The 19,346-nt window shown below is 62.0% G+C and carries 17 protein-coding genes; 14 read left to right on the top strand and 3 right to left on the bottom strand.

The genetic code is table 11. From position 1 onward, the window contains the following. Nucleotides 1–89 precede the first annotated feature (89 nt). The 7 genes from P8L30_13880 to P8L30_13910 all read left to right on the top strand — a co-directional run bounded on the left by P8L30_13880 (nt 90) and on the right by P8L30_13910 (nt 3,955). The gene (locus tag P8L30_13880) at nt 90–734 is read left to right on the top strand and encodes a CIA30 family protein (protein MDG2241288.1); all 645 of its coding nucleotides are present in this window, start codon (nt 90–92) and stop codon (nt 732–734) included. A 139-nt stretch (nt 735–873) separates the two neighbouring features. Next, complete coding sequence (locus P8L30_13885; protein ID MDG2241289.1) at nt 874–1,779, top strand: CsgG/HfaB family protein; 906 nt, start codon at nt 874–876, stop codon at nt 1,777–1,779. After that, nucleotides 1,701–2,084 carry an outer membrane beta-barrel protein gene (locus P8L30_13890; protein ID MDG2241290.1) on the top strand — a complete coding sequence of 128 codons (384 nt, stop codon included), beginning with the start codon at nt 1,701–1,703 and terminating at the stop codon, nt 2,082–2,084. The genes P8L30_13885 and P8L30_13890 overlap by 79 nt, the downstream gene beginning before the upstream one ends. A 216-nt stretch (nt 2,085–2,300) precedes the next feature. After that, on the top strand, nt 2,301–2,702 hold the full coding sequence (locus tag P8L30_13895) for an outer membrane beta-barrel protein (protein ID MDG2241291.1): 402 nt from the start codon (nt 2,301–2,303) through the stop codon (nt 2,700–2,702). Then, complete coding sequence (locus P8L30_13900) at nt 2,695–2,847, top strand: hypothetical protein (GenBank protein MDG2241292.1); 153 nt, start codon at nt 2,695–2,697, stop codon at nt 2,845–2,847. Before P8L30_13895 ends, P8L30_13900 begins: the two co-directional genes overlap by 8 nt. Before the next feature lie 14 nt (nt 2,848–2,861). Next, nucleotides 2,862–3,311: a disulfide bond formation protein B gene (locus tag P8L30_13905; protein ID MDG2241293.1), complete on the top strand. Its 450-nt coding sequence runs from the start codon at nt 2,862–2,864 to the stop codon at nt 3,309–3,311. Beyond that, complete coding sequence (locus P8L30_13910) at nt 3,308–3,955, top strand: thioredoxin domain-containing protein (protein ID MDG2241294.1); 648 nt, start codon at nt 3,308–3,310, stop codon at nt 3,953–3,955. The genes P8L30_13905 and P8L30_13910 overlap by 4 nt, the downstream gene beginning before the upstream one ends. 92 nt (nt 3,956–4,047) lie before the next feature. On the opposite strand, the gene P8L30_13915 is transcribed toward P8L30_13910, so the two are convergent. Next, on the bottom strand, nt 4,048–5,475 hold the full coding sequence (locus P8L30_13915; protein MDG2241295.1) for a hypothetical protein: 1,428 nt from the start codon (nt 5,473–5,475) through the stop codon (nt 4,048–4,050). 347 nt (nt 5,476–5,822) lie between these two features. Between P8L30_13915 and P8L30_13920 the strand changes: the two genes are divergently transcribed. Further along, nucleotides 5,823–6,641 carry a phosphatase PAP2 family protein gene (locus tag P8L30_13920; protein MDG2241296.1) on the top strand — a complete coding sequence of 273 codons (819 nt, stop codon included), beginning with the start codon at nt 5,823–5,825 and terminating at the stop codon, nt 6,639–6,641. Here P8L30_13920 and P8L30_13925 read toward each other — a convergent pair. Continuing rightward, nucleotides 6,617–7,003 (bottom strand): hypothetical protein, encoded by a 387-nt coding sequence (locus P8L30_13925; GenBank protein ID MDG2241297.1) that lies wholly within the window; start codon nt 7,001–7,003, stop codon nt 6,617–6,619. The genes P8L30_13920 and P8L30_13925 overlap by 25 nt on opposite strands. 383 nt (nt 7,004–7,386) lie before the next feature. Here P8L30_13925 and P8L30_13930 point away from each other — a divergent pair, with 383 nt between their 5' ends. Together P8L30_13930 and P8L30_13935 are read left to right on the top strand one after the other, a co-directional pair. Further along, nucleotides 7,387–8,328: a hypothetical protein gene (locus P8L30_13930; GenBank protein ID MDG2241298.1), complete on the top strand. Its 942-nt coding sequence runs from the start codon at nt 7,387–7,389 to the stop codon at nt 8,326–8,328. A 141-nt stretch (nt 8,329–8,469) separates the two neighbouring features. Next, nucleotides 8,470–10,329, top strand: a complete 1,860-nt coding sequence (locus tag P8L30_13935) for an ABC transporter ATP-binding protein (protein ID MDG2241299.1) — start codon at nt 8,470–8,472, stop codon at nt 10,327–10,329. A 292-nt stretch (nt 10,330–10,621) separates the two neighbouring features. On the opposite strand, the gene P8L30_13940 is transcribed toward P8L30_13935, so the two are convergent. Beyond that, nucleotides 10,622–12,232: a capsule assembly Wzi family protein gene (locus P8L30_13940; GenBank protein MDG2241300.1), complete on the bottom strand. Its 1,611-nt coding sequence runs from the start codon at nt 12,230–12,232 to the stop codon at nt 10,622–10,624. 593 nt (nt 12,233–12,825) lie between these two features. On the opposite strand from P8L30_13940, the gene P8L30_13945 reads away from it, so the two are divergent. From P8L30_13945 to P8L30_13960, 4 genes are all read left to right on the top strand, one after another. After that, entirely contained in the window at nt 12,826–15,819 is a 2,994-nt protein-coding gene (locus P8L30_13945) for an amidohydrolase family protein (protein MDG2241301.1), read from the top strand. A 2-nt stretch (nt 15,820–15,821) separates the two neighbouring features. Next, entirely contained in the window at nt 15,822–17,159 is a 1,338-nt protein-coding gene (locus P8L30_13950; GenBank protein ID MDG2241302.1) for an amidohydrolase family protein, read from the top strand. A gap of 270 nt (nt 17,160–17,429) precedes the next feature. Then, nucleotides 17,430–18,491: a hypothetical protein gene (locus P8L30_13955; GenBank protein MDG2241303.1), complete on the top strand. Its 1,062-nt coding sequence runs from the start codon at nt 17,430–17,432 to the stop codon at nt 18,489–18,491. Next, on the top strand, nt 18,488–19,288 hold the full coding sequence (locus P8L30_13960; protein MDG2241304.1) for an NTP transferase domain-containing protein: 801 nt from the start codon (nt 18,488–18,490) through the stop codon (nt 19,286–19,288). Before P8L30_13955 ends, P8L30_13960 begins: the two co-directional genes overlap by 4 nt. Nucleotides 19,289–19,346 lie beyond the last annotated feature (58 nt).

Consider the following 19,346-nt stretch of genomic DNA (forward strand, 5'->3'; position numbering starts at 1 on the left):
TCCGCGAAAACACTCATTCCTCGCTGGCCCGCCAACTCGAAGGCGTCTACGAGGTTCGACCAGGGTCCATGTGACCGGGAACACAGCTGATGACTTCGACGCCCCTACTCGCCCTGATGACCATCGCACAAGCACTAGTCACCTCAGGCCCAAACACTTCACGGTCCGACCTGCCCAAGGCGATGTCAGGGTCCTCGCCCGCCCCAGAGCAAGTCGAGCGCGTGATTGTCGACTTCACCGGCGAGCATCCTCAACGCTGGGCCATCGTGAATGATGGGGTCATGGGCGGGCGGTCCAATAGCAACATCGAGGTGACGGACCAGCGTACGGCAGTCTTCAGTGGGTTCCTCTCGCTGGAGAACAACGGTGGATTCGCGTCTACCCGTGCTGCGCTCGGGTCCAAGGTCCTGGAGGGCTTCGACGGTGTCGTGCTCCGCGTTAGGGGAGACGGTCGCACCTATCAGCTTCGTTTCAGGATGGACGGGAGGTTTGACGGGGTGGCCTACCAAGCCGAGTTCACGACCGAGTCGGGTGAATGGACCGAGGTCGATCTTCCCTTCGAAGCGTTCCAACCGTCATTCCGTGGATTCGTTCCACGGCGGGTCCCAGGTCTGGACCCACCCCGTATCAGACAGATGGGGATTCTCATCGGCGACAAGATCGAGGGGCCGTTCAGCTTGGAACTGGAATGGGTGAAGGCGTACCGGCGTGCCGAAACGGACGAACCCGCGTAATCGTGCACGGCCGAACGCATGACTTCGGTGCGTATACACCGACCCCCTTCCATACGCTCTGCAGCGTTGCCACACCTCCTCTCCCCACCTACCGTGCTCTCTGACGCAACACCCCACTTGAGTCCGTAACGAGCCTACCATGCGCCTGGATCAAATCCTCCCAGCCGTCCTCCTCCTGCTCGCCGCTGGTGCGGCCGCACCAACCCCTCAGGAAGCCCCCAAGACCGTCGCGGTGCTCCGTTTCGACAACAACACGGGCGACGAACGCTACGCCCACCTGGGCCGCGCAATGTCGGCCATGATGATCTCGGATCTGTCGGTGATCGAGGGAATCCGCTTCGTCGAGCGCGAGCGCGTCGAGGTCCTGCTCGAGGAGCTCGACCTGCAGCAGTCGGGGTACGCGGATCCGGCCACCGCAGTGAACGTCGGAATGATCAGCGGTGCCCAGTACGTCATCACGGGGGCGTTCGCATCCGTCGATCCCGAGATGCGACTGGACACCCGCGTGGCGAGCGTCGAGACCACCGAGATCATCCAGACGGCGGATGCGACGGGACTCAAAGACGAGCTCTTCGCCCTGCAGCAGATTCTGGCCGAGCAACTCATCGAAGGACTCGCGCTGGCCCTCACCGAGGAAGACCGCGAGAGGTTACGCGCGCAGCAGGAAGCCAACCGAATCGACAACGTGGAGGCGGCGCTCGCCTTTTCCCATGCGCTCTGTCTCCTGGACGAGGGTGCCTATGTCGAGGCCTTCGACCAGATCCAGGACGTGCAGAGCGCCGCCCCGGCCTCCGCGCTCGTGCGGGGCACGTTGGACCTCCTGAAGGACAAGGTGGCCGACGCCGCCAAGAGCTCCGTAACCGACCGGGCCAACCGCGCGATTGGTGGGCTTCTCGGGCGGAGACGCCAGGCACAGCCGCCGAGTCGCCCGGCGTCGGCGCGCCCGGACACGAGCTCGACGTCAACCTGCAGTACACCAGGGGCTGGGAAGACGAAGCCTACCACCTCAAAGAAGAATCGAACGTCCGGGTCGGGACGGATATGACCCATCTGGAAGCCGTCGAGAACACACTGCCGCTGAGCATCGATTACACGCGGCCCCTAGCGAGTGGGCGGCTCCAATTGGGAGGGAGACTGCGGACCCGCTGGCTGCCCATCACCTACGCCGTAGACCGAGGTGTAGGCAGCGTCATTTACGATGGCCTGGGCGACGAGTCCGACTGGGACGAGGACCTGTTCGCGGCCTATGTGAACTTCGTCCGGGCCAAGCCCTCGTACTCGGTTGAAGCTGGGCTACGTGCGGAGCAAACCAACGTGACCTATACGATCCCGGACGAGAACAGCTACTAAAGCTCGAGCGACGCGTAAACGTATTTTGAGTTGTTCCCGAACCTGAAGCTGACCTGTGCCATTGGCGGATCCTACCGCATGGCCGCTGCGTTCAATCGGCGCATCGACCGCCCGGGCGAACCCGAACTTCGCATCTTCCCTAAATAGGACGATCCGGAGCTACTGAAGGTCGGCAACCCATACTTGAGGCGTCAGCGTACCGGCGCGACATCTCTGATGCCTTCCAGAGAGTCTCTCGCGATCGACGGTTCGAACACAGACTACGACATTGTCAACAAGATCTACCAGAACGCTGGGAATTCCACCCAAACCGGCGTCCAGTTGGTCCTCGAGCACCGGCTGGCACCCTCATGGCGGATGCCTGGGAGCATCAACTGGTTGGTGGTCGACATCGAAGGCCTCAAAACCACGCTGCTCTTCCCGACGCCCCGCCCGTTCTCCATCGCCGCGTCGCGAGACGACACCTGGGACGTCACCGCCAACAATCAGATCGCGCTTCCCCAGGGCGGCGACCTGCGCCTGGGCTTCATCTACTACGCAGCCCGGGAGGTACCCCAGGGCCGGGAACGCGCCCGATCCTCGTTCGACATCGCTGCGACCTGGCCCCCATATGGATGAGCGAGCCGAGGTCTCGTTCACGCTCACCGATGTCTTCAACGACTTCGCCGTGCGCACAGACATAGATGGGCAGGGCTTCTCGGCGCTCTACGAGAACTTCCTCGAAACGCAGGTAGCCAGGGTCCGGTTTCGGGTGCGCTTTTAGGGTAGTTTTCTCCCATGCAGACCTACGACGAAAACCGACAAGCAAGCGCCGATCCCGCCTGGATTTTCGCGTTCAGCGCGTGGCTCATTGCCAGCACCTCCGCACTGGGCTCTCTCTTCTTCGGCGAAGTCATGAAGCTGCCTCCCTGCTCCCTGTGTTGGTATCAGCGCATCTTCATGTTTCCGCTGATGCTGATCCTGCCTTTTGCGCTCTTCCCCTTCGACAGGAACGTGATTCGGTCCGTCATGCCGCTCGTCGGCTTCGGCGGGTTCTTGGCGGCCCTCCACGTTCTGATCGTCGCGGGGATCGTTCCGGAGCGCGTGGCACCGTGCAGGCAGGGCGTGCCTTGCTCGGAGACGGTGATCGAGTGGTTCGGGTTCGTGACGATTCCCATGCTGTCGTTCGTGGCCTTCGTGGCTATCTCAGTCCTGCTGATTCTTGCTCTACAACGGAGTGCAAAGTGAAGAAGGAATCCCTGTTCGGCGGCGCGGCAGTCGCGTTGGTGGTGGTCTTCGCCGGGGCAGCTCTGATGTTCAACGCCTCGAAGTCCGGAGGGACAGCCTCCGCAGCGAACATGGCCACGCTCGATCGTGTCCACGCGGCAACGACGGGCCCGGCGGATGCCCCGGTGGTGATCGCCGAGTTCATCGATCCCGCCTGTGAGACCTGCGCGCTCTTCTATCCGGCGGTGAAAGACCTGATGACCGCGAACCCCGACCAGATCAGGCTCGTGATCCGATGGGCTCCGTTCCACAACGGATCGCGCAACATCGTGGCCCTGCTGGAGGCCACCCGTAAACAGGGCAAGCTCTGGCCCGCACTGGAACGGCTGCTGTCGTCACAGAGCGCCTGGGCAATCAATCACTCCGCAGACGTGGACCTGGCCTGGGCGCAGCTCGCGGGGCTTGACCTGGACGGTGAGCAGATCTTGGTGGATATGGCTAGCGCCGAGGTCGCACAGATCGTGGAGCAGGACCTCGCGGACGCCGCCACCCTGAACGTGACGATGACCCCTGAGTACTTCGTCAACGGCAAGCCGATGCCGAGCTTCGGGTGGGAACAGCTCCAGGGCTTGGTGGAAGAGGCGTTGGCAGAAGCCGGTCGGTGAGCTACCGGACACCGATGAACGGATGTCGACGGACGAACGGAAGGACTTTGAGAGGCGCACCCGTGTGACGTCCTACCTTCATTGCGACGTACTCAGCCGGGCCACTCAAGAGGTGCCTGATCGCCCGGATCGGAAGATCGGCGAAACTCCACTTGATACCCGGCCTGGCCGACATCTTCGAAGTAGTGGACGGTGAGCAAGTAAACCCCTGCCGTAAGGGGCACGTTCTCGACCTCAGAGAGCCGGCCAGCCATCAACCCACCGGACCAATCGTACCACAGCACCGTCAGCTCGTGCATGTCTTCCGTGAGGTATTGCAACGTGCCGATCGTGCCGTCGTCGCTGTCGAACCCGAACGAATAAGCCCCGTCGCTCGGCACCTCGATGACCTTGGTCAGAAAACCCGAGAACCGCTCCGCAACCCCGGGAACCAAGCCACGACCGCTCAGGTCGCGGGACACGCCAGTTGGACTGGATTGGGAATACAGGCTGCCAGGAGGGAGCGGATACGTCACTTCGTACAATTCTTTCTCGAGAGAGAAAAACTCCTCTCTCCATCCATCGTGCAGGCTCAGGCGGCCGCGAAAGACATCCCCAGGCGTAAAGTCCCCATCGGTCGATCGGGCTTCGATATACCGAGCTGTCGTTGCCCGGGTCACGGCCAGAATGGTCCCCTCCTGGTCTGACGTGAGCTCGCGACGGTCAGGCACCTGCAGCCGACGCTCGTCGTACTCGACCTGCATGGTGCGCAGCCTCGGGATGTCCCCCTCCGAAACAATGGCGGGAGTCGGGGAACCGACCGGGCGCGGAACAACGGCTACCTGATATCCGGCTCGTCCTTGGCGCTCAAAGTAGTGAGTCGTCAACAGGTAGGTTCCCGCCTCCAGAGGCACGTCGATCTCAGAGAGGCGTCCGGCCATCGACTGTTTGTTCCACCCATACCACAATAAGCGCACATCGTGCATGCCGTCCGTGACGTGCTGCAGCGTGCCAATCGTGCCGTCATCACTGTCTACGCCGAAGGTGTAGGTCTCGTCACTCGGCACCTCGATCACTTTTGTCAGGAAGCCCGTGAACCAGTTCGTCACCCCGGGGACGACGCCTCCGTGCCGCAGATTGCGGTATGCGGCAGTCGGGCTCGGTTCGAAGGACAAGACCCCAGCCGGAAGCGGGTGGGTCACCTCGTACACTTCTTTCTCGAAAGGAAAGAACTCCCCTCGCCACCCGTCGTGCAGCTTCAGCGGCCCACGAAAGGGTCCAGAATCTGGACGCACTCCCTCAGCCGATCGGGCCTCGATGTACCGAGCCGTAGTAGCCCGGGCCAGGCCCAGAACGATCCGTTCCTGTTCATATGACAGCGTGCGAACGCTGGACACGTTGAGTCGACTCTCATCGTACTCGCCGTCCACCGTGCGCAACGTCGGGATTTCATCCTCCGTTAGAGTGGGCTGCGGAGGAGCGCAGGCGTTGACCGAGCACAGTATCGGGAGCGACGCGATCAGACGGGTGACGGGGTTCATGGCTGGTAGTCGCCGGGCTGACATACTGGTCCAAATGAGGGGAATAAACCATGAATCTGAACCACCCACACCCCCATCGTTTTCCCAGGCCGACCGATGATCGGAAGAATCGAATCGTAAGGTAAGCTGCCGACGAGGCGCATGGCGAAGGGAGGGCGACCCCCACGTTGCGTGGGCCCAAAACGGCGCCGAAAATAGCTTCGGGCCGATGGCGGCTGCAAGACGTCCTCAGGCTGGGTTCAGCCCCGACGCTTCGGTACGGATGGAGGCTCTTGCCCGCCCCCGAGCCTGGTCTCACCTTCGCATCCCCAACCCCCCTGGAAGCTGTCAGAGTATTGGAGACAGGAGTGGAGAATGAACAGATAGGGCTCGCGAACCCGTTTCGCATTCTCGCCATCTATTTGATCGCCACTGCGCCGCCGCTGCTTCTCGGCCCCCTCTCGGTTCCGCACGTGACATTGGCGGTGGTGCACGTATCGCTCATCGGAGTCACCTGGAGGCTCAGGGAATACCGCCAAGCAGATGGCCGAGCCGCCTGGGCAGGCCTTATCGCGATTCCACTTCTCTACACAGAAATCGGCCAGATCAACCAATACCTGGCTGCGGGATATCACGACCCTTTCGTCATGTCACTGGAGTCGTTCGTCTTCGGGTCGCCCGCCACAGAGTTGGCTGCGGCCCTCCCCAGTCTCTGGCTGAGTGAGACGCTCCATTTCGCCTACCTGTCGTACTTCCCCGCCATCTTCGTTCCTCCAGCACTGCTCTTCTTCGCGGGCCGCACGGATGCGTTCCGGGAATCTGTCTCTGCCGTGTTACTGGCTGCCGTCTTGTGCTTCGTCGTGTTCGTGTACTTCCCAGTCCAGGGCCCCCGGTACTTCGGCCCCCCCGAAGGCGTTCCGGACGGCCCCCTGAGAAGGCTCACCCTTTCGGTACTCGAGACAGGCTCATCACGAGGCGCCGCCTTCCCATCGTCACACATGTCGATCGTCACCGCTCAAGCCTTCGTACAACTTCGGGCTACCCGCAGTGTGGGCATCGTCGTAACGATCGCTGCTTTGGGAATTGGAATTGGCGCAGTGTACGGTGGCTTTCACTACGCGATCGACATGGTGCTCGGCGGCGCCATTGGACTAGCGGCGGCCTACACGACCCGCGACAGGACATAGGCACTCGCCCCGACGCCCACGGCAGTCATCCAACGCCAGTTGTCGTACAGGTAGTGGATCACATGGGTATCCCAAGCCGCCCAAGTGTCGCCCCGTAGGTGTCCCACGTAGGAAAGCGCCGGATCCCCATGTCCGTGCTCGTCTAACGACAGTATCCGCATGTCATCACGCACCCCGAACTCTCGGAGGCGGCCCGTCAAAAAGAGGGGGCCTGTGGTCGTGAGAACCCTGACGTGACGCGGCCAAATCTTGCCCCAAGTGCGGAAGGCCCGCGGGAGGGCATCAATGCCGTGTTGGGCTGCACGGAACCGCTCGGGTACGTCCCGGTCTTTCCACGTCTGGTGGATTGTCTTCGGGATCATTTGGATGCGCTGGCAATGCGTCGTACGGACGTGAAGCGAGACATGTCCTCCCCACTTCGAGACAGGACGATCATGCAATCGATGAGCCACTTCGCAAAGACGCTCTTCGAGCTGTAGTCAGGACCAGGCTTCACCCCGGTCGCTTCTCGCGGCCGCCACCACTAGAGGGGACGTATTGCGAAAGCGGCTGACCCATCACTTGTTTCTCACTTCTATCGCTCGACGCTCCTTACCTAGACGACAACTGCCTTCGAGAGAGTCGCTTGGCGGAGGGACGGTGCAGTAGCGAAATCTGAAGCGACGAACACGACGCGAGCAGGCCCCTGGCCTAGGTCGACGATGCTCTCTTTTTTCAGACAACGAACAGACCTGCAGGGAGAACAATGACCGGCACGAAATACGACATTCTCTACACCTGGGTCGACGACAGCTTCCCCGGGTTTCGCGAGGAACGCGCACAATACGCGACGAATCCCGACGACCTCAACCCGGAACGGACTCGCGACAATCTAGATCTGCTCAAGTACAGCCTACGATCGATTGAGCGCCATGCGCCGTGGCGAGGCAAGGTATGGATCGTGACTTGCCGGCCACAGGTTCCAGCCTGGTTGAACACCGAACACCCCGATGTCCGGATCGCCTATCTCGACGAATTCATGCCGGCTGAAGAACTCCCGTGCTTCAATGCTTTTGCCATTGAGTCCTACGTCCATCGGATACCGGGACTCTCGGACCGTTACGTGCATTTCAACGACGATATGTTGCTCATGCGTAAGGTCGGCACCGAGCATTTCACCACTGCTGAGGGTCGCCTCAAGTACTACTTCGATCGCTTGCTGCCCGCCGAGCCCAAGCCCGACATGGCGCCCCACGGATCGGGGCAACGCAATGTTTGGCATACCTTGGAGAGGACCTTCGGTCGCGGTGGAGGCTATCCGCAGCATGCCCATCAGCCTCGGATCATCGACAAGAGTGACATGGTGCGACTCGTCTCTACATACCCAGAGGAGTTCACGCGAACGCGGGCGGCACGCTTTCGCGCACACGACACGATCCTGCCGCACAAGCTCCTCGCGGCGCACCTGGTTCAAGAAGGACGAGCCGAATTCGTCGGCTTTCGCCGTACAAAACGGCTCATGCGTATGGTGAGACTGTTCAATTCGGCCCCGCGGAACCGGCTGCGCCTCTTTTGGGCATGGATGCGTCATCCGCACTTCCTATGTTTGAACGACGATTTTGGCCCTCTCATCAATGAGCGAGCGGAGTCGGTCGCGAGCCGGTTTCTGAACTTCCTCCTTCCCGAACCTTCCGGTTACGAGATCTAGGGAAATGGATAGATACGAGGTCTCAAGAATGCGAGGACCGTCTGATCTCGGGCGCCACGGTCGTAGATGTCCTCGCCCGGTGCTCTCCTGGACACCGGCGCCCTTCCCTAACATCGAATTTCGGCCACTACCGTATCCGACATGAGCCGTGCCCATAAACAACTCCCCCAGGGGTCAGTGTGGGCAATGGCACGTCACTTCTGGCGGGTGGCCCAGGGAAAGCCCGCGCATGTAGCAATCCCAGCCGTGGTCAACTTGGTCGCCAACGTCTTCGACGCGGCCTCCCTCGCGCTCCTGATCCCAATCACGAAGGCCGTCGCAACCAACTCATTCGACTTCCTACGAGACTCCCGTGTGTTCGGTTCGATTGTCGCGCTGATCCCAGGATGGGCCCCGGACTCCCTACCCAGCGACGCGCTTCTGTTCGGGGTCATTGTCAGCCTGATCGTCTTGGCACGGCTCTGCAAGTTCACCCTGCTATACCTCAACACCGCCTACGTGGTCGCTCGCACCGAGTCGTACCGGGTGGCGATCCACCGGGAGACGTTTAGCCGAGTCCTCACGTTCGGCCGCCGATACTTCGACCGACAGGCGCTCGGCGGAGTGAACACAGACATCCAATGGTCTAATTCGGCACTTCACCTGCTAACGGCCGCGGAAGGTTTGTTCCGCTTCGTGGTCGGCTTGATCGCGAAGGGCGCAGTGATGTTCGCGATCTCAGCGCCTCTTTTTTTCGCGTTTCTCGTGGCGATACCGCTCGTGCAGTGGGTCCTCCGTTCCGTCCATCGAACGATCCGCGAAACCGCCAAGGAGGCTGCCAGCATTCAGCGACGCAGTCGTGCTCAACTGCTGGACATCCTAGCCTCCATACCCCTGATCAAGGGCTACTCGCAGGAGGAGGCCGCGACGGATGAGTACGAGGAGGTGCTTCGTGAAGCAGAGGCAGCGGCGGTGCGAAAGGGACGCGCGACGGCGCTGCGATATCCGATCGAAGAGCTCACCATTCTGGGTCTGTTCATACTTACACAGGGGGCACTGATCGCCTTACGCGGCGACTTCGAGCCCACGGACATTGCGACATTCACGGCGTTCCTCATCGTGCTGCAGCAGTCGCTAATGGACTACAAGAAGATCAGCCAATTCTCAATGACTGTCCTTGAAGAGCTACCGAAACTCGAAGTGGTCGCCACGCTGTTTTCCGACGACGGAAAACACACGGTGTCTTCTGGATCTGCGGCACTTACAAAGTTCGATGACGCGATAACGCTTCACGGACTGACCTTCGAGTACACCGAAAACAAACCCGTCCTCCACGACATCAACGCGACGATACCCGCGGGGCGCACCACCGCAATCGTCGGTCCAAGCGGCGCGGGTAAGACAACCCTCGTAGACCTGATCGCCCGATTCTACGACTGCGCTCCCGGTCAAATCCGCATCGATGGCGCTGACATTCATGGGTTCTCACTCCCCTCACTGCACGCCCGCATGGGAATCGTGAGTCAGGAAGTCTGGCTGCTGAATCGGACCTTGCGGGACAACCTCGTCTTCGGGTTAGAGGCGACTCCTCCCGACGAAGCACTCGAAAGCGCAATGCAGGACGTCGAACTCGGCCCACTCCTGGAGAGCCTTGAAGACCGATTGGACACCGAAATCGGGGATCGCGGGCTGAGATTATCCGGAGGGCAACGGCAGAGGGTGGCCTTGGCACGGGCCTTACTACGCGAACCAGATATTCTGATCCTCGACGAGGCGACATCGGCGCTCGACAGCCGCGTCGAGATGCGCGTCGCGTCTGCGATCGCGCGGCGGGTGAGTGGGCACACGCTCGTCGTGATCGCCCACCGTCTCTCGACCATTCGGGACGCGGACCAAGTGCTCGTTCTCGATGGGGGCCGGATCGTGCAACGCGGAACATGGGACGACCTCGCTTCAGTACCCGGGCTGTTCGCAGACCTCCTCGAAGCCCAAAGCGGCGAGGAGACTGCGCTGCCACTCTGACCATGCTCTTCGTTGGATTCGACCGTACATCTACTCCACTGCTATAGACGGGCACCGGCTCGGGGCTGCTCAGGGTAACACTGGGACTCCCACGCGAGGCCCCCAAACGTCGGTAACGTTGAGACATGCGCCCTCGGAAGATCCCCTGACGGTAGCATCGAACGAGATGAGTCTCGACCGCGCTCAGAAGTCATATGAGAAACGCTCGATATCGCCTCGAAACGTCGTGGCCACGACGTCCTGTGTCTCTCGGGGAGAGTACTCGAACCCAAGACGTCCCGATCCGGGCCCCCTACCAGATCCAGCCGACCTTGGCTTGTACCATGGCATTGGATCGGCCATCGTCGGTGAAGGCGAACCGAGTCACACGCTCGTATCCCACACGGAGCTGAGTGTAAAAACCGGCTGCATTGGGGCGGCGTAACCACTGCCCCGCGAACCGGACGCGAATCTCGTCCGGGTTGTCGGACCACAAGTCCCAGCGGAACCGCTTACCGGGGAGACCGTTGTTGCGGTACTCGTCACCCCGGTACCGCTCCCACGCACCGGAAAAGGACAATTGGTCATCCGTCGCGTTCCAATCCACCCCGACCTCCCATCCAGTCGCCATCGGGCCAAGAAACGCACCCATGACTCGCTGATCGAGGGTCACTCCGCTCGTAAAGTGGTGGTGGGTGTAGGGGCGTACGCCTGTGCGGCGTCCTTCCAGGAACACGTCAAGGCGACCCTCCTCACCCAAACCGGTAATCCTGCCTCCGGCTATCCACGCGGCCTCGTCCCACAGCGACTCCCACCGGGCCCAATTGATATCGGTGGTTGACCCGTCGAAATACACCTCGAGGCCCAGATCAGGAGCGGTGAAGCGAGTGTTAACCCCGAATATCTTGTCTGAGATCTCAAGGCGGTACTTCGGTATGAGCCAAAGGAAGATGTCAGCCAGTCGGTCGTTCAGCGTGGCCTCCGGCGCCCCATCTCCCCCCTGAATGTTGAGGAGCACGCCTCCGACTTCGAAGTGCGTAGATGGTCGCCAACTTCCTTCGAAGACAATGACCTTGCTATGCGGGACATCGCGGTCGGCACCCATGTCCCCAACTGTCGCCGAAAGCTCGAACACTCCAACCCGGCGGAGAAGGCCCGGAAGGTGGAACGGAGCGTCTGACGAGAGACGCACCATATCCAGGGCTCGAGCATTGCCTGAAAAGACGCTGCCCCCCAGACGCCCTTGTCCACTAAAGGCGTATTCGCGGCCCACGTCGAGTACGGTGTTCCCTGCCTGGGCTCGTAGGTATCCACTCTGCAGCATCAGGTTCGCGGACGCCCCCTCCTCCTCCGACCAGGCCGACGAAACTCGCGCCCGAACCTGCCCTGAAAAAGATGAGCCAAGCCGCAGATCCGCTTCTGCCTCAGCGCCCCCGGTACCTCCGTCAGCTAAGACACGCCCCTGGTTCCGCTGGAGCAGCGGGTTCAGCACCGCGTCGATGCGGTCAACGATCGGGTGGCCAAAGTCGGCATAGTTCGTGGGTATGGTACGGTCTGGGCTGCGAGCCAACGTGGCGTCCAACGCTGCCTCTCGGACTGCGATGAACGTTTCCTGGGTACCTGATTCGAGAAATCGTGTCGTCAGTCGGGCGAGGGCCTCACGGATCCGAGGCGTATTCACTCTCCCCGGCGCCCCAGCCATGTTGGCCCCAGCCTCCCGAGCGAAGCTTGCAAAGACGGCGCGGGAGTACGGCCGCTGAGCCACGATAGCATCCGGCAATAGCCCCATGGCGATCAACGCATCCACGTCCTCGTACGCCGCATCCATCGTCGAAACGTACGGCGAGGATTGAGAAGCAGCCGGGGCATGCCAAAGCACGCCAACGAATACCGCGAACGTGATCAGGGTACTGAGTCGGGTCATGACCGGGGGCCCGCGTCGCCGTCTGGGTCGGGCAGTGAGGCAGGTTTGCGGCGGCTTTCGACGTGGCAACCCGCTACGCCTCCAGTTTCGTAATAGTGGACTGTCGCCAGCTAGGTGTCCGTTGCCAATGTCATGTCGACCTCTGAGAGAGGTCCGTCCACCCCACCACCGCTCCAGTCCTACCAGAGCAGTTCGGATCGCTTCCGGATTCGGTGACAGGGCGATGGGAGGCACAGACACGTGGTGCGGAGCGCGCTCAGAAGTCATAAGAGAAGATGAAGCGGTAACGATGTGAGATCCTCAAGGGCGCTCCAGCAAATTGGGAATGCGAGGTGATTATGGGCACATGCCCAGCAGGCCGCCTATATCAACTCAACAGCCGTAGATCAAAGCGACAACCCTTCGCTGTCCCTGACCGCAGACGACGGCCTAAAAAGCACGCATGACTCGGCACTCAGCCTGAGCCCGCCACTCTATCCAATGTCCTATCCGCCCGAACGGTGATAGCGTGTCTATCCGGTCCAATCACCACAGGCCGTTGGGACCATGAACAGACGTCTATTTCGCAGTTTGAGCACTCCTTGGGGGACTTTGTGAAAACCACACTCTCGGCGCTGAGCTTGAGCCTCGTCCTAGCAGTTGGAGCGAGCGCACAGCAGGCCAGCCGCACCGCGCCCATCGAGGGCATACGCGACAACGGAACGGGGTACCACGTGCTGGTAGGCGCGCGCGCGGTGACCTCACCCGGCCAATCGATCGACAACGCGACCATCGTCATCCGGAATGGCATGATCCAGTCCGTCGAACGCGGCGGCGCCGCTCCGGCGGGGGCGCGTGTCTGGGACTTGGAAGGCCACACGGTCTACGCAGGCTTCATCGATTCCCACGCCGATCTTGGCATGGATCAGGTCCCGGAAGGCGGGGACGTCGGGCCCACGCACTGGAATCCTCAGGTACGCGCGTGGTTCAGCACCACCGCCAACCTCCAGGACGACGAAGATCGCAGGCAGGCTTTGCGCTCCCAGGGTTTCGGGACGGCATTGGTCGTGCCGAAGCAAGGCATCTTCCGGGGCACGGCCTCTGTCGTGAACCTGGGCGACACCGGAGTCCGCGACCGCATTTTACGACCTGACGTCGCTCAGTCGATCGGGTTCCAGCGGTCCTTTGAACTCGGCGGCCGGTACCCGAACTCGGCGATGGGCACGATCGCGCTCATGAAGCAGACCTTCATGGATGCCGATTGGTACATGCGTGCTTGGGGAGCCTACGAGGCCAGTGGCCGCGCTTTCCTGCCGCCCGAGACGAGCGCTGCGCTGGAAGCACTCGAGAGCGCAGTCCAGGGTCAGCAGCCCGTGATCTTCGAGACACGCAGTGAGGAGGAATACCTCCGGGGCCAAATCCTCGCTGAGGACTTCGGACTGGACGCCTGGTACCGGGGGAACGGTCAGGAGTACCGGATCATCGACGTGCTAGGCGAGAACACGGAGCCTCTGTTTGTGCCGCTCGACTTCCCGGACGCCCCTGATGTGGACAATCCGGAGGCGGCGATGAACGCGTCGCTCGCCGAGTTGCGTCACTGGTACTTGGCCCCGACGAACGCAGGGCAGCTCGCCGATGCCGGAATCGACTTCGCGATCACATCAGACGGCCTGACCTCGGTGGGAGACTTCCTGCCGAACCTGAGGACCGCAGTAGCACGTGGACTCTCCCCTGACGACGCTCTGGCGGCCATCACGACGACGCCGGCCCGTTATCTGGGCATCGAAGGCACACACGGAACGATCGCGGCAGGCAACGTCGCCAACCTCGTGGTCGCGGAGGGTGACCTCTTCACACAGGAAGTCGATGTTCGAGACGTGTGGGTGCATGGGACCGTCTACGGCGTGACCCGTGCGGCACAAATCGATCCGCGCGGCACCTGGGTCATCCAGTCGGAAGATCAGTGGGGCTTCTCAGCTCAACTCACGCTCGAAGGGACGATGAACCGCCTGAGCGGCTACATCGATGTGGCCCCCGGGGCCAACGTGGACGAAGGCGTCCGCGTGCAAATCGCTTCCGCTAGTGTCGTCTCTGAGACGGGCAGGCTGGAAGTAACCTTCGACGGTGAGGAGCTTGGATACGAGGGCACCGCTCTACTGGCGGGCTCGGTGAGTGGCGAAGACTTCTACGGGTGGACATCACTTCCTAACGGCGCCAACCCCTCGTTCCAGGGTGAGCGAACGGCCGCCTTCGATGGCGCGGACGTCGGCACCGTCGCATCAGACGTTCCAGACATCGACCTGCCGTTCATTCGTCCGATGATGGAGTACGGCGTCAGTTCGCTTCCGGACCTACCCAGCGCAGTCATCGTGCGGAACGCGACAGTCTGGACTCAGGGTCCACAGGGTAAGATGGAGAACGCAGATGTCCTGATCCGCGACGGACTGATCGCAGAAGTCGGGATGGATCTCAACGCTCCTGGCGGCGCGGTCCAGATCGACGGAACCGGTAAGCACGTAACACCTGGAATGATCGACCCACACATCCACTCGGGTGTCAGCGCGGTCAACGAGACAGGTGCCACGATCGTGCCCGAGGTCTACATGGGTGATGTGATCACGCACAACAACATCTCGATGTACCGGCAGCTCGCCGGTGGCCTTACGACGGCAATGATCAAGCACGGTTCGGCCAACCCGATCGGTGGCGAGAACGTCATCGTGAAAATGCGATGGGGCGGTCTTCCAGAGGAACTCAAGCTGGAAGGTGCGACCCGGACGGTGAAGTTCGCGCTCGGTGAGAACCCCAAGCGTTGCTGCTTCGAGGGTCGTTACCCCGACACGCGCATGGGCACGCAGGAGATCATCCGTGACCACTTCCTAGCCGCGCGCGATTACGAGCGTGAGTGGCAGGCGTGGGAGACGAACGGCGAAGGCCTGCCACCCAGACGTGACCTCAGGATGGAAGCGATTCTGGACATCTTGGGTCAGGAGCTTTTGATCTCGTCGCACGGGTACCGTGCCGACGGGTACCTCGCGCTGATTCGTTTGGCCGAGGAATTCGGATTCCGCGTTCAGACGCTGCAGCACGCTATTGAGGCTTATAAGCTCGCACCCGAGCTGGCAGAAGCCGGTGTCGCAGCGGCGGTCTGGAGCGACTGGGGCGGCTTCAAGATGGAGGCGTACGACGCTTCGAAGTACAACGCGCGAATCCTGATGGAGGCCGGCGTGACCGTGTCGCTCCATTCGGACAACGGCCAGATCGCCAGTCGCATGAACTGGGAAGCGGGCAAGCTCCTGCGGACCGGGCTGACGGAAGAACAAGCGATGACGACGGTCACCATCAACGCTGCGAAGGTCCTGGCGATCGATGAACGGACCGGATCACTCGAGGCCGGCAAGGACGCCGACTTCGTGGTCTGGAGTGGCAATCCACTCTCGCAGTTCACGAAAGCGGAACAGACCTGGATCGACGGTCGTCGCTACTTCTCCTTGGAGGAGGACGCGGCACTTCGGGTGCAGGTCCAGAGTGAACGTCAGCAGTTGATCCAAGCAATTCTGGCCGCCGGTGGTGGCGGCAATCGCGGTACCAACGGTGGGGGGAACTGATCATGAATAGGAACAAGATTCTCGGAATATTCGCCGCGTTCGCGCTGGTGACCCTGCCCGTCGCCGCGGAGGCGCAGGTCCGAATGACGGTCCCGCCGCAGTCGGAGTCCATTGCGCTGCAGGGAGCCACGATCCACACGGTCACCAACGGAGTGATCGAGAACGGCACGATCATCTTCCAAAACGGCATCATCACCGCCGTCGGCGCTGACATCGACATCCCAGCCGGTACGCGGGTAGTCGACGCGACCGGGAAGCACATTTACCCCGGACTCATCGACGCATTTTCCAGCGTCGGTCTTTCCGAGGTGGGCGCAGTGGATATGTCGAACGACGTGAACGAAGTCGGGGACTTCAACCCGAACATCAACGCGGACGTTGGCGTGAACGCGGAGAGCCGGCATATCGGCACCTCGCGCTCAGCGGGTGTCCTCACGACACTCACCACGCCGGGCGGCGGACTCATCTCAGGAATGTCTTCGGCGATGGCGCTCGAGGGCTGGAGCTGGGAAGAGATGTCCATGGAATCCTCGGCGGCGCTCAACATCAACTGGCCGAACCCGAACCCGCGCGGACGCGGATTCGGTGGCCGCGGCGGCTTCGGGAATCCAGACGGGACCCCGCCCCCGACATACGAAGAGCGGGTGCTGCAGTTGAAGAACTACTTCGCGGAGGCGCGCGCCTATCGTGATGCCGTGGCCGCTGGCGAGGAGGTCCGTACCGACGCCCGTTATATAGCGATGACTCCGGCGTTGAACCGTGACATCCCGGTCGTCGTGTCGGCAAACAGCGCCGCACAGATCAACGACGCCATCACCTGGGCGAAGGAAGAAGACGTCAGGCTCGTGATTCGCGGTGGGGATGATGCGATCCACGTAGCCGCTCGCCTGGTGGCCGAAGAGATCCCGGTCATTCTGACGTCGACCATGAGTGCCCCGAACCGGGATCATGAGGGCTACGACGTGGCCTACGGCCGGGCCGCCGCTCTCTACAATGCTGGTGTGAAGTTCGCGATCTCCGGTGGCTCGGGATCGCTCTACACGGAGCGCCTGCCGTACGAAGCTGGCGTGGCGGTGGCATTTGGGCTCCCGGAGGAGGAGGCAGTGAAGGCGGTGACGATCTATGCGGCGGAGCTCATGGGACTCGACGATCGGATTGGATCGCTAGAAACGGGTAAGCAGGCCACGCTGCTGATCACGACGGGCACGCCCATTGATATGACCAGCAACATCGAGCAGGCCTATATCCAAGGGCGTGAGCTCGACATGAACGACATTCAGAAGCACTTCTTCACGAAGTACATGGAGAAGGTGCGCCAGAGGATGCGGATCATTTCTTAGCGGAAGCGCAGTGGTCACACCTTAGGTCTGTCAGGTCGCAACAAGGAAGCCCCACTCGCACGAACCGGGTGGGGCTTCTTGTTTGGCTACTTTCCAGCCATGCCCACGCCCGCCCCCATCTCCCCGCACCCGCTACGTCTTGGCTTCCTCTACAACCACGACGATATCCACCAGGTCGCCCACACCGCCCCGCTGATCTCGCCCTTGCAACGGTGCCTTCCCACCCTGGAGATCAGCGTGTTGACCTCCAGCCCCGAACAGGCCCGAGCCGTGCGATCCCACTTGGATCCGGAGCAGGCGGCGCCCGACTTCTTGAACCTCGCGGCCGGGCTGTCGAGTCGGGTCCTCGAGCGCGTGATCGGTGGCGTGGCGCCGCTTCGGCGGCTGTCAGTGCTTCGGCGCAACCGGGGTCTGCTGTCCAGCTTCGACGCCCTCGTCGTGCCAGAAACCACGAGCACGTTCCTCAAGACCCGCTTCGGCGTGCGCGATCTCAAGATCATCTATGTCCCGCATGGCGCTGGGGACCGATCAGTCGGCTTTCGGCCGGAGGTGCGAGACGTCGATCTCGCGCTCTTGTCGGGTGAAAAGGTGCGCGATCGGATGGTTCGGGACGGACTAGTGAGACCCGGCGACCACGCGGTCATCGGGTATCCGAAGTTCGATGCATCGACAGGAGCCCCAACTCCGAAGCTCTTCGAGAACGACCGCCCCGTCGTCCTCTACAACCCGCACGCTGACCCACTGCTGTCCTCTTGGTATCGCTTTGGTGAACAGGTGCTCGATTACTTCGCGAACCAGGATCGGTACAACCTCGTCTTCGCACCGCACGTGATGCTCTTCCGGAGACGGGTGCACGCTTCGCTCGAGCATCGGCACGTGAGATTTCGGCCTCCGGTCCCAACACGGTTCCTCTCGATCCCTCACTTGCTGGTGGACCTGGGCAGCGAGCGCTCCATCGACATGACCTACACGCGCGCGGCCGATGTCTACCTGGGCGACGTCAGCAGCCAGATCTACGAATTCATGCGGCGGCCACGGCCCGCGTTCTTTCTGAACGCCCACGACGCCGATTGGCGGGCCGACCCGAATTATTGGCATTGGCGCCTCGGCGAGGTGCTGGACGATCCACGGCGTCTGGGCCATGTGCTCCCCGGCGCAGCCACGCGCGACGATCCGTTCCGGAAAGCGCAGGAGCAGGCGATGCGCGAGACGTTCTCGGTGATTCCCGGGCAGTCGGCTGGGGAGCGGGGCGCCGAGGCCATCGCGCGATTCCTCGCTCGGGAGTGGCCCGTGGAGACGGGTGACGCCACCCACGGAGGGCGACCCAAGTGAATCGATCGCTGCCACAGGTAACCGCAGTCGTACTGGCGGGTCAGCGCCCTACTGGGGACCCGCTCGCGAGGCATTTCGGAAAACCATACAAGGCGCTCGTTGAAGTCGGCGGACGTTCGATGCTCTCCCGGGTCGTTGAGACGTTATTGAGTTCTCCGAGCGTGGGAAGCGTCGTCGTGCTCTGCCAAGAGCCGGACCGGCTTCTCGTCGGGGACACGGCCGATCTCGCCGATCGGGCGCGGGTCCGTATGGTGGCGAGCGGGACCAGAATCGGAACCAGCGTCAGTGCGATCGGTGGCACGGCGACGGCCCCGTGGCCCGTCCTGGTGACCACGGCTGACCATGCACTCCTGACAACCGAAATGGTCGAGAGCTTCCGCGGCGGTGCCGGCGACTGCGGCCTCGCCGTCGGACTGGGAGAACGCGCCACCATCGAAGCCGTCTACCCCACAACGCGGCGGACCTGGTACAAGTTCTCTGACGGGCACTATTCCGGAACGAATCTGTTCCTTCTTGGTGGCCAGGACGTCGGGCCGGCGCTCGCGTTGTGGTCGGATATCGAGGACCGTCGCAAGAGCGCATGGAGGCTGTTGGCCGGTTTCGGGCCGGGCCTCCTGCTGCGGGCGATCACCCGCACGATCAGCGCCCACGACGCCGTTCGGTCGGCGGGTCGGCGCGTGGGCGTCCACGCCCGCGCGGTGGTTCTTTCTCAACCCGAAGCCGTGATCGACGTGGACAAGCTTTTGGACGTGGAGCTGTCGGAAGAAATCCTGGCACGGCGTGAGGGCTTGGCATGAAGAGGGCCTCCGGCTCGTGGTGCGCGGCGGGGATGAGCCAATCCACATATCCGCTCGC

This window comes from Longimicrobiales bacterium (genome assembly GCA_029245345.1).
GTDB lineage: Bacteria > Gemmatimonadota > Gemmatimonadetes > Longimicrobiales > Gaopeijiaceae > CALFPJ01.

Coding starts and splice junctions, on each gene's coding strand:
- P8L30_13880 (MDG2241288.1), top strand. CDS start 90: ATGACTTCGACGCCCCTACTCGCCCTGATGACCATCGCACAAGCACTA.
- P8L30_13885 (MDG2241289.1), top strand. CDS start 874: ATGCGCCTGGATCAAATCCTCCCAGCCGTCCTCCTCCTGCTCGCCGCT.
- P8L30_13895 (MDG2241291.1), top strand. CDS start 2,301: ATGCCTTCCAGAGAGTCTCTCGCGATCGACGGTTCGAACACAGACTAC.
- P8L30_13900 (MDG2241292.1), top strand. CDS start 2,695: ATGGATGAGCGAGCCGAGGTCTCGTTCACGCTCACCGATGTCTTCAAC.
- P8L30_13905 (MDG2241293.1), top strand. CDS start 2,862: ATGCAGACCTACGACGAAAACCGACAAGCAAGCGCCGATCCCGCCTGG.
- P8L30_13915 (MDG2241295.1), bottom strand. CDS start 5,475: ATGAACCCCGTCACCCGTCTGATCGCGTCGCTCCCGATACTGTGCTCG.
- P8L30_13925 (MDG2241297.1), bottom strand. CDS start 7,003: ATGATCCCGAAGACAATCCACCAGACGTGGAAAGACCGGGACGTACCC.
- P8L30_13930 (MDG2241298.1), top strand. CDS start 7,387: ATGACCGGCACGAAATACGACATTCTCTACACCTGGGTCGACGACAGC.
- P8L30_13935 (MDG2241299.1), top strand. CDS start 8,470: ATGAGCCGTGCCCATAAACAACTCCCCCAGGGGTCAGTGTGGGCAATG.
- P8L30_13940 (MDG2241300.1), bottom strand. CDS start 12,232: ATGACCCGACTCAGTACCCTGATCACGTTCGCGGTATTCGTTGGCGTG.
- P8L30_13950 (MDG2241302.1), top strand. CDS start 15,822: ATGAATAGGAACAAGATTCTCGGAATATTCGCCGCGTTCGCGCTGGTG.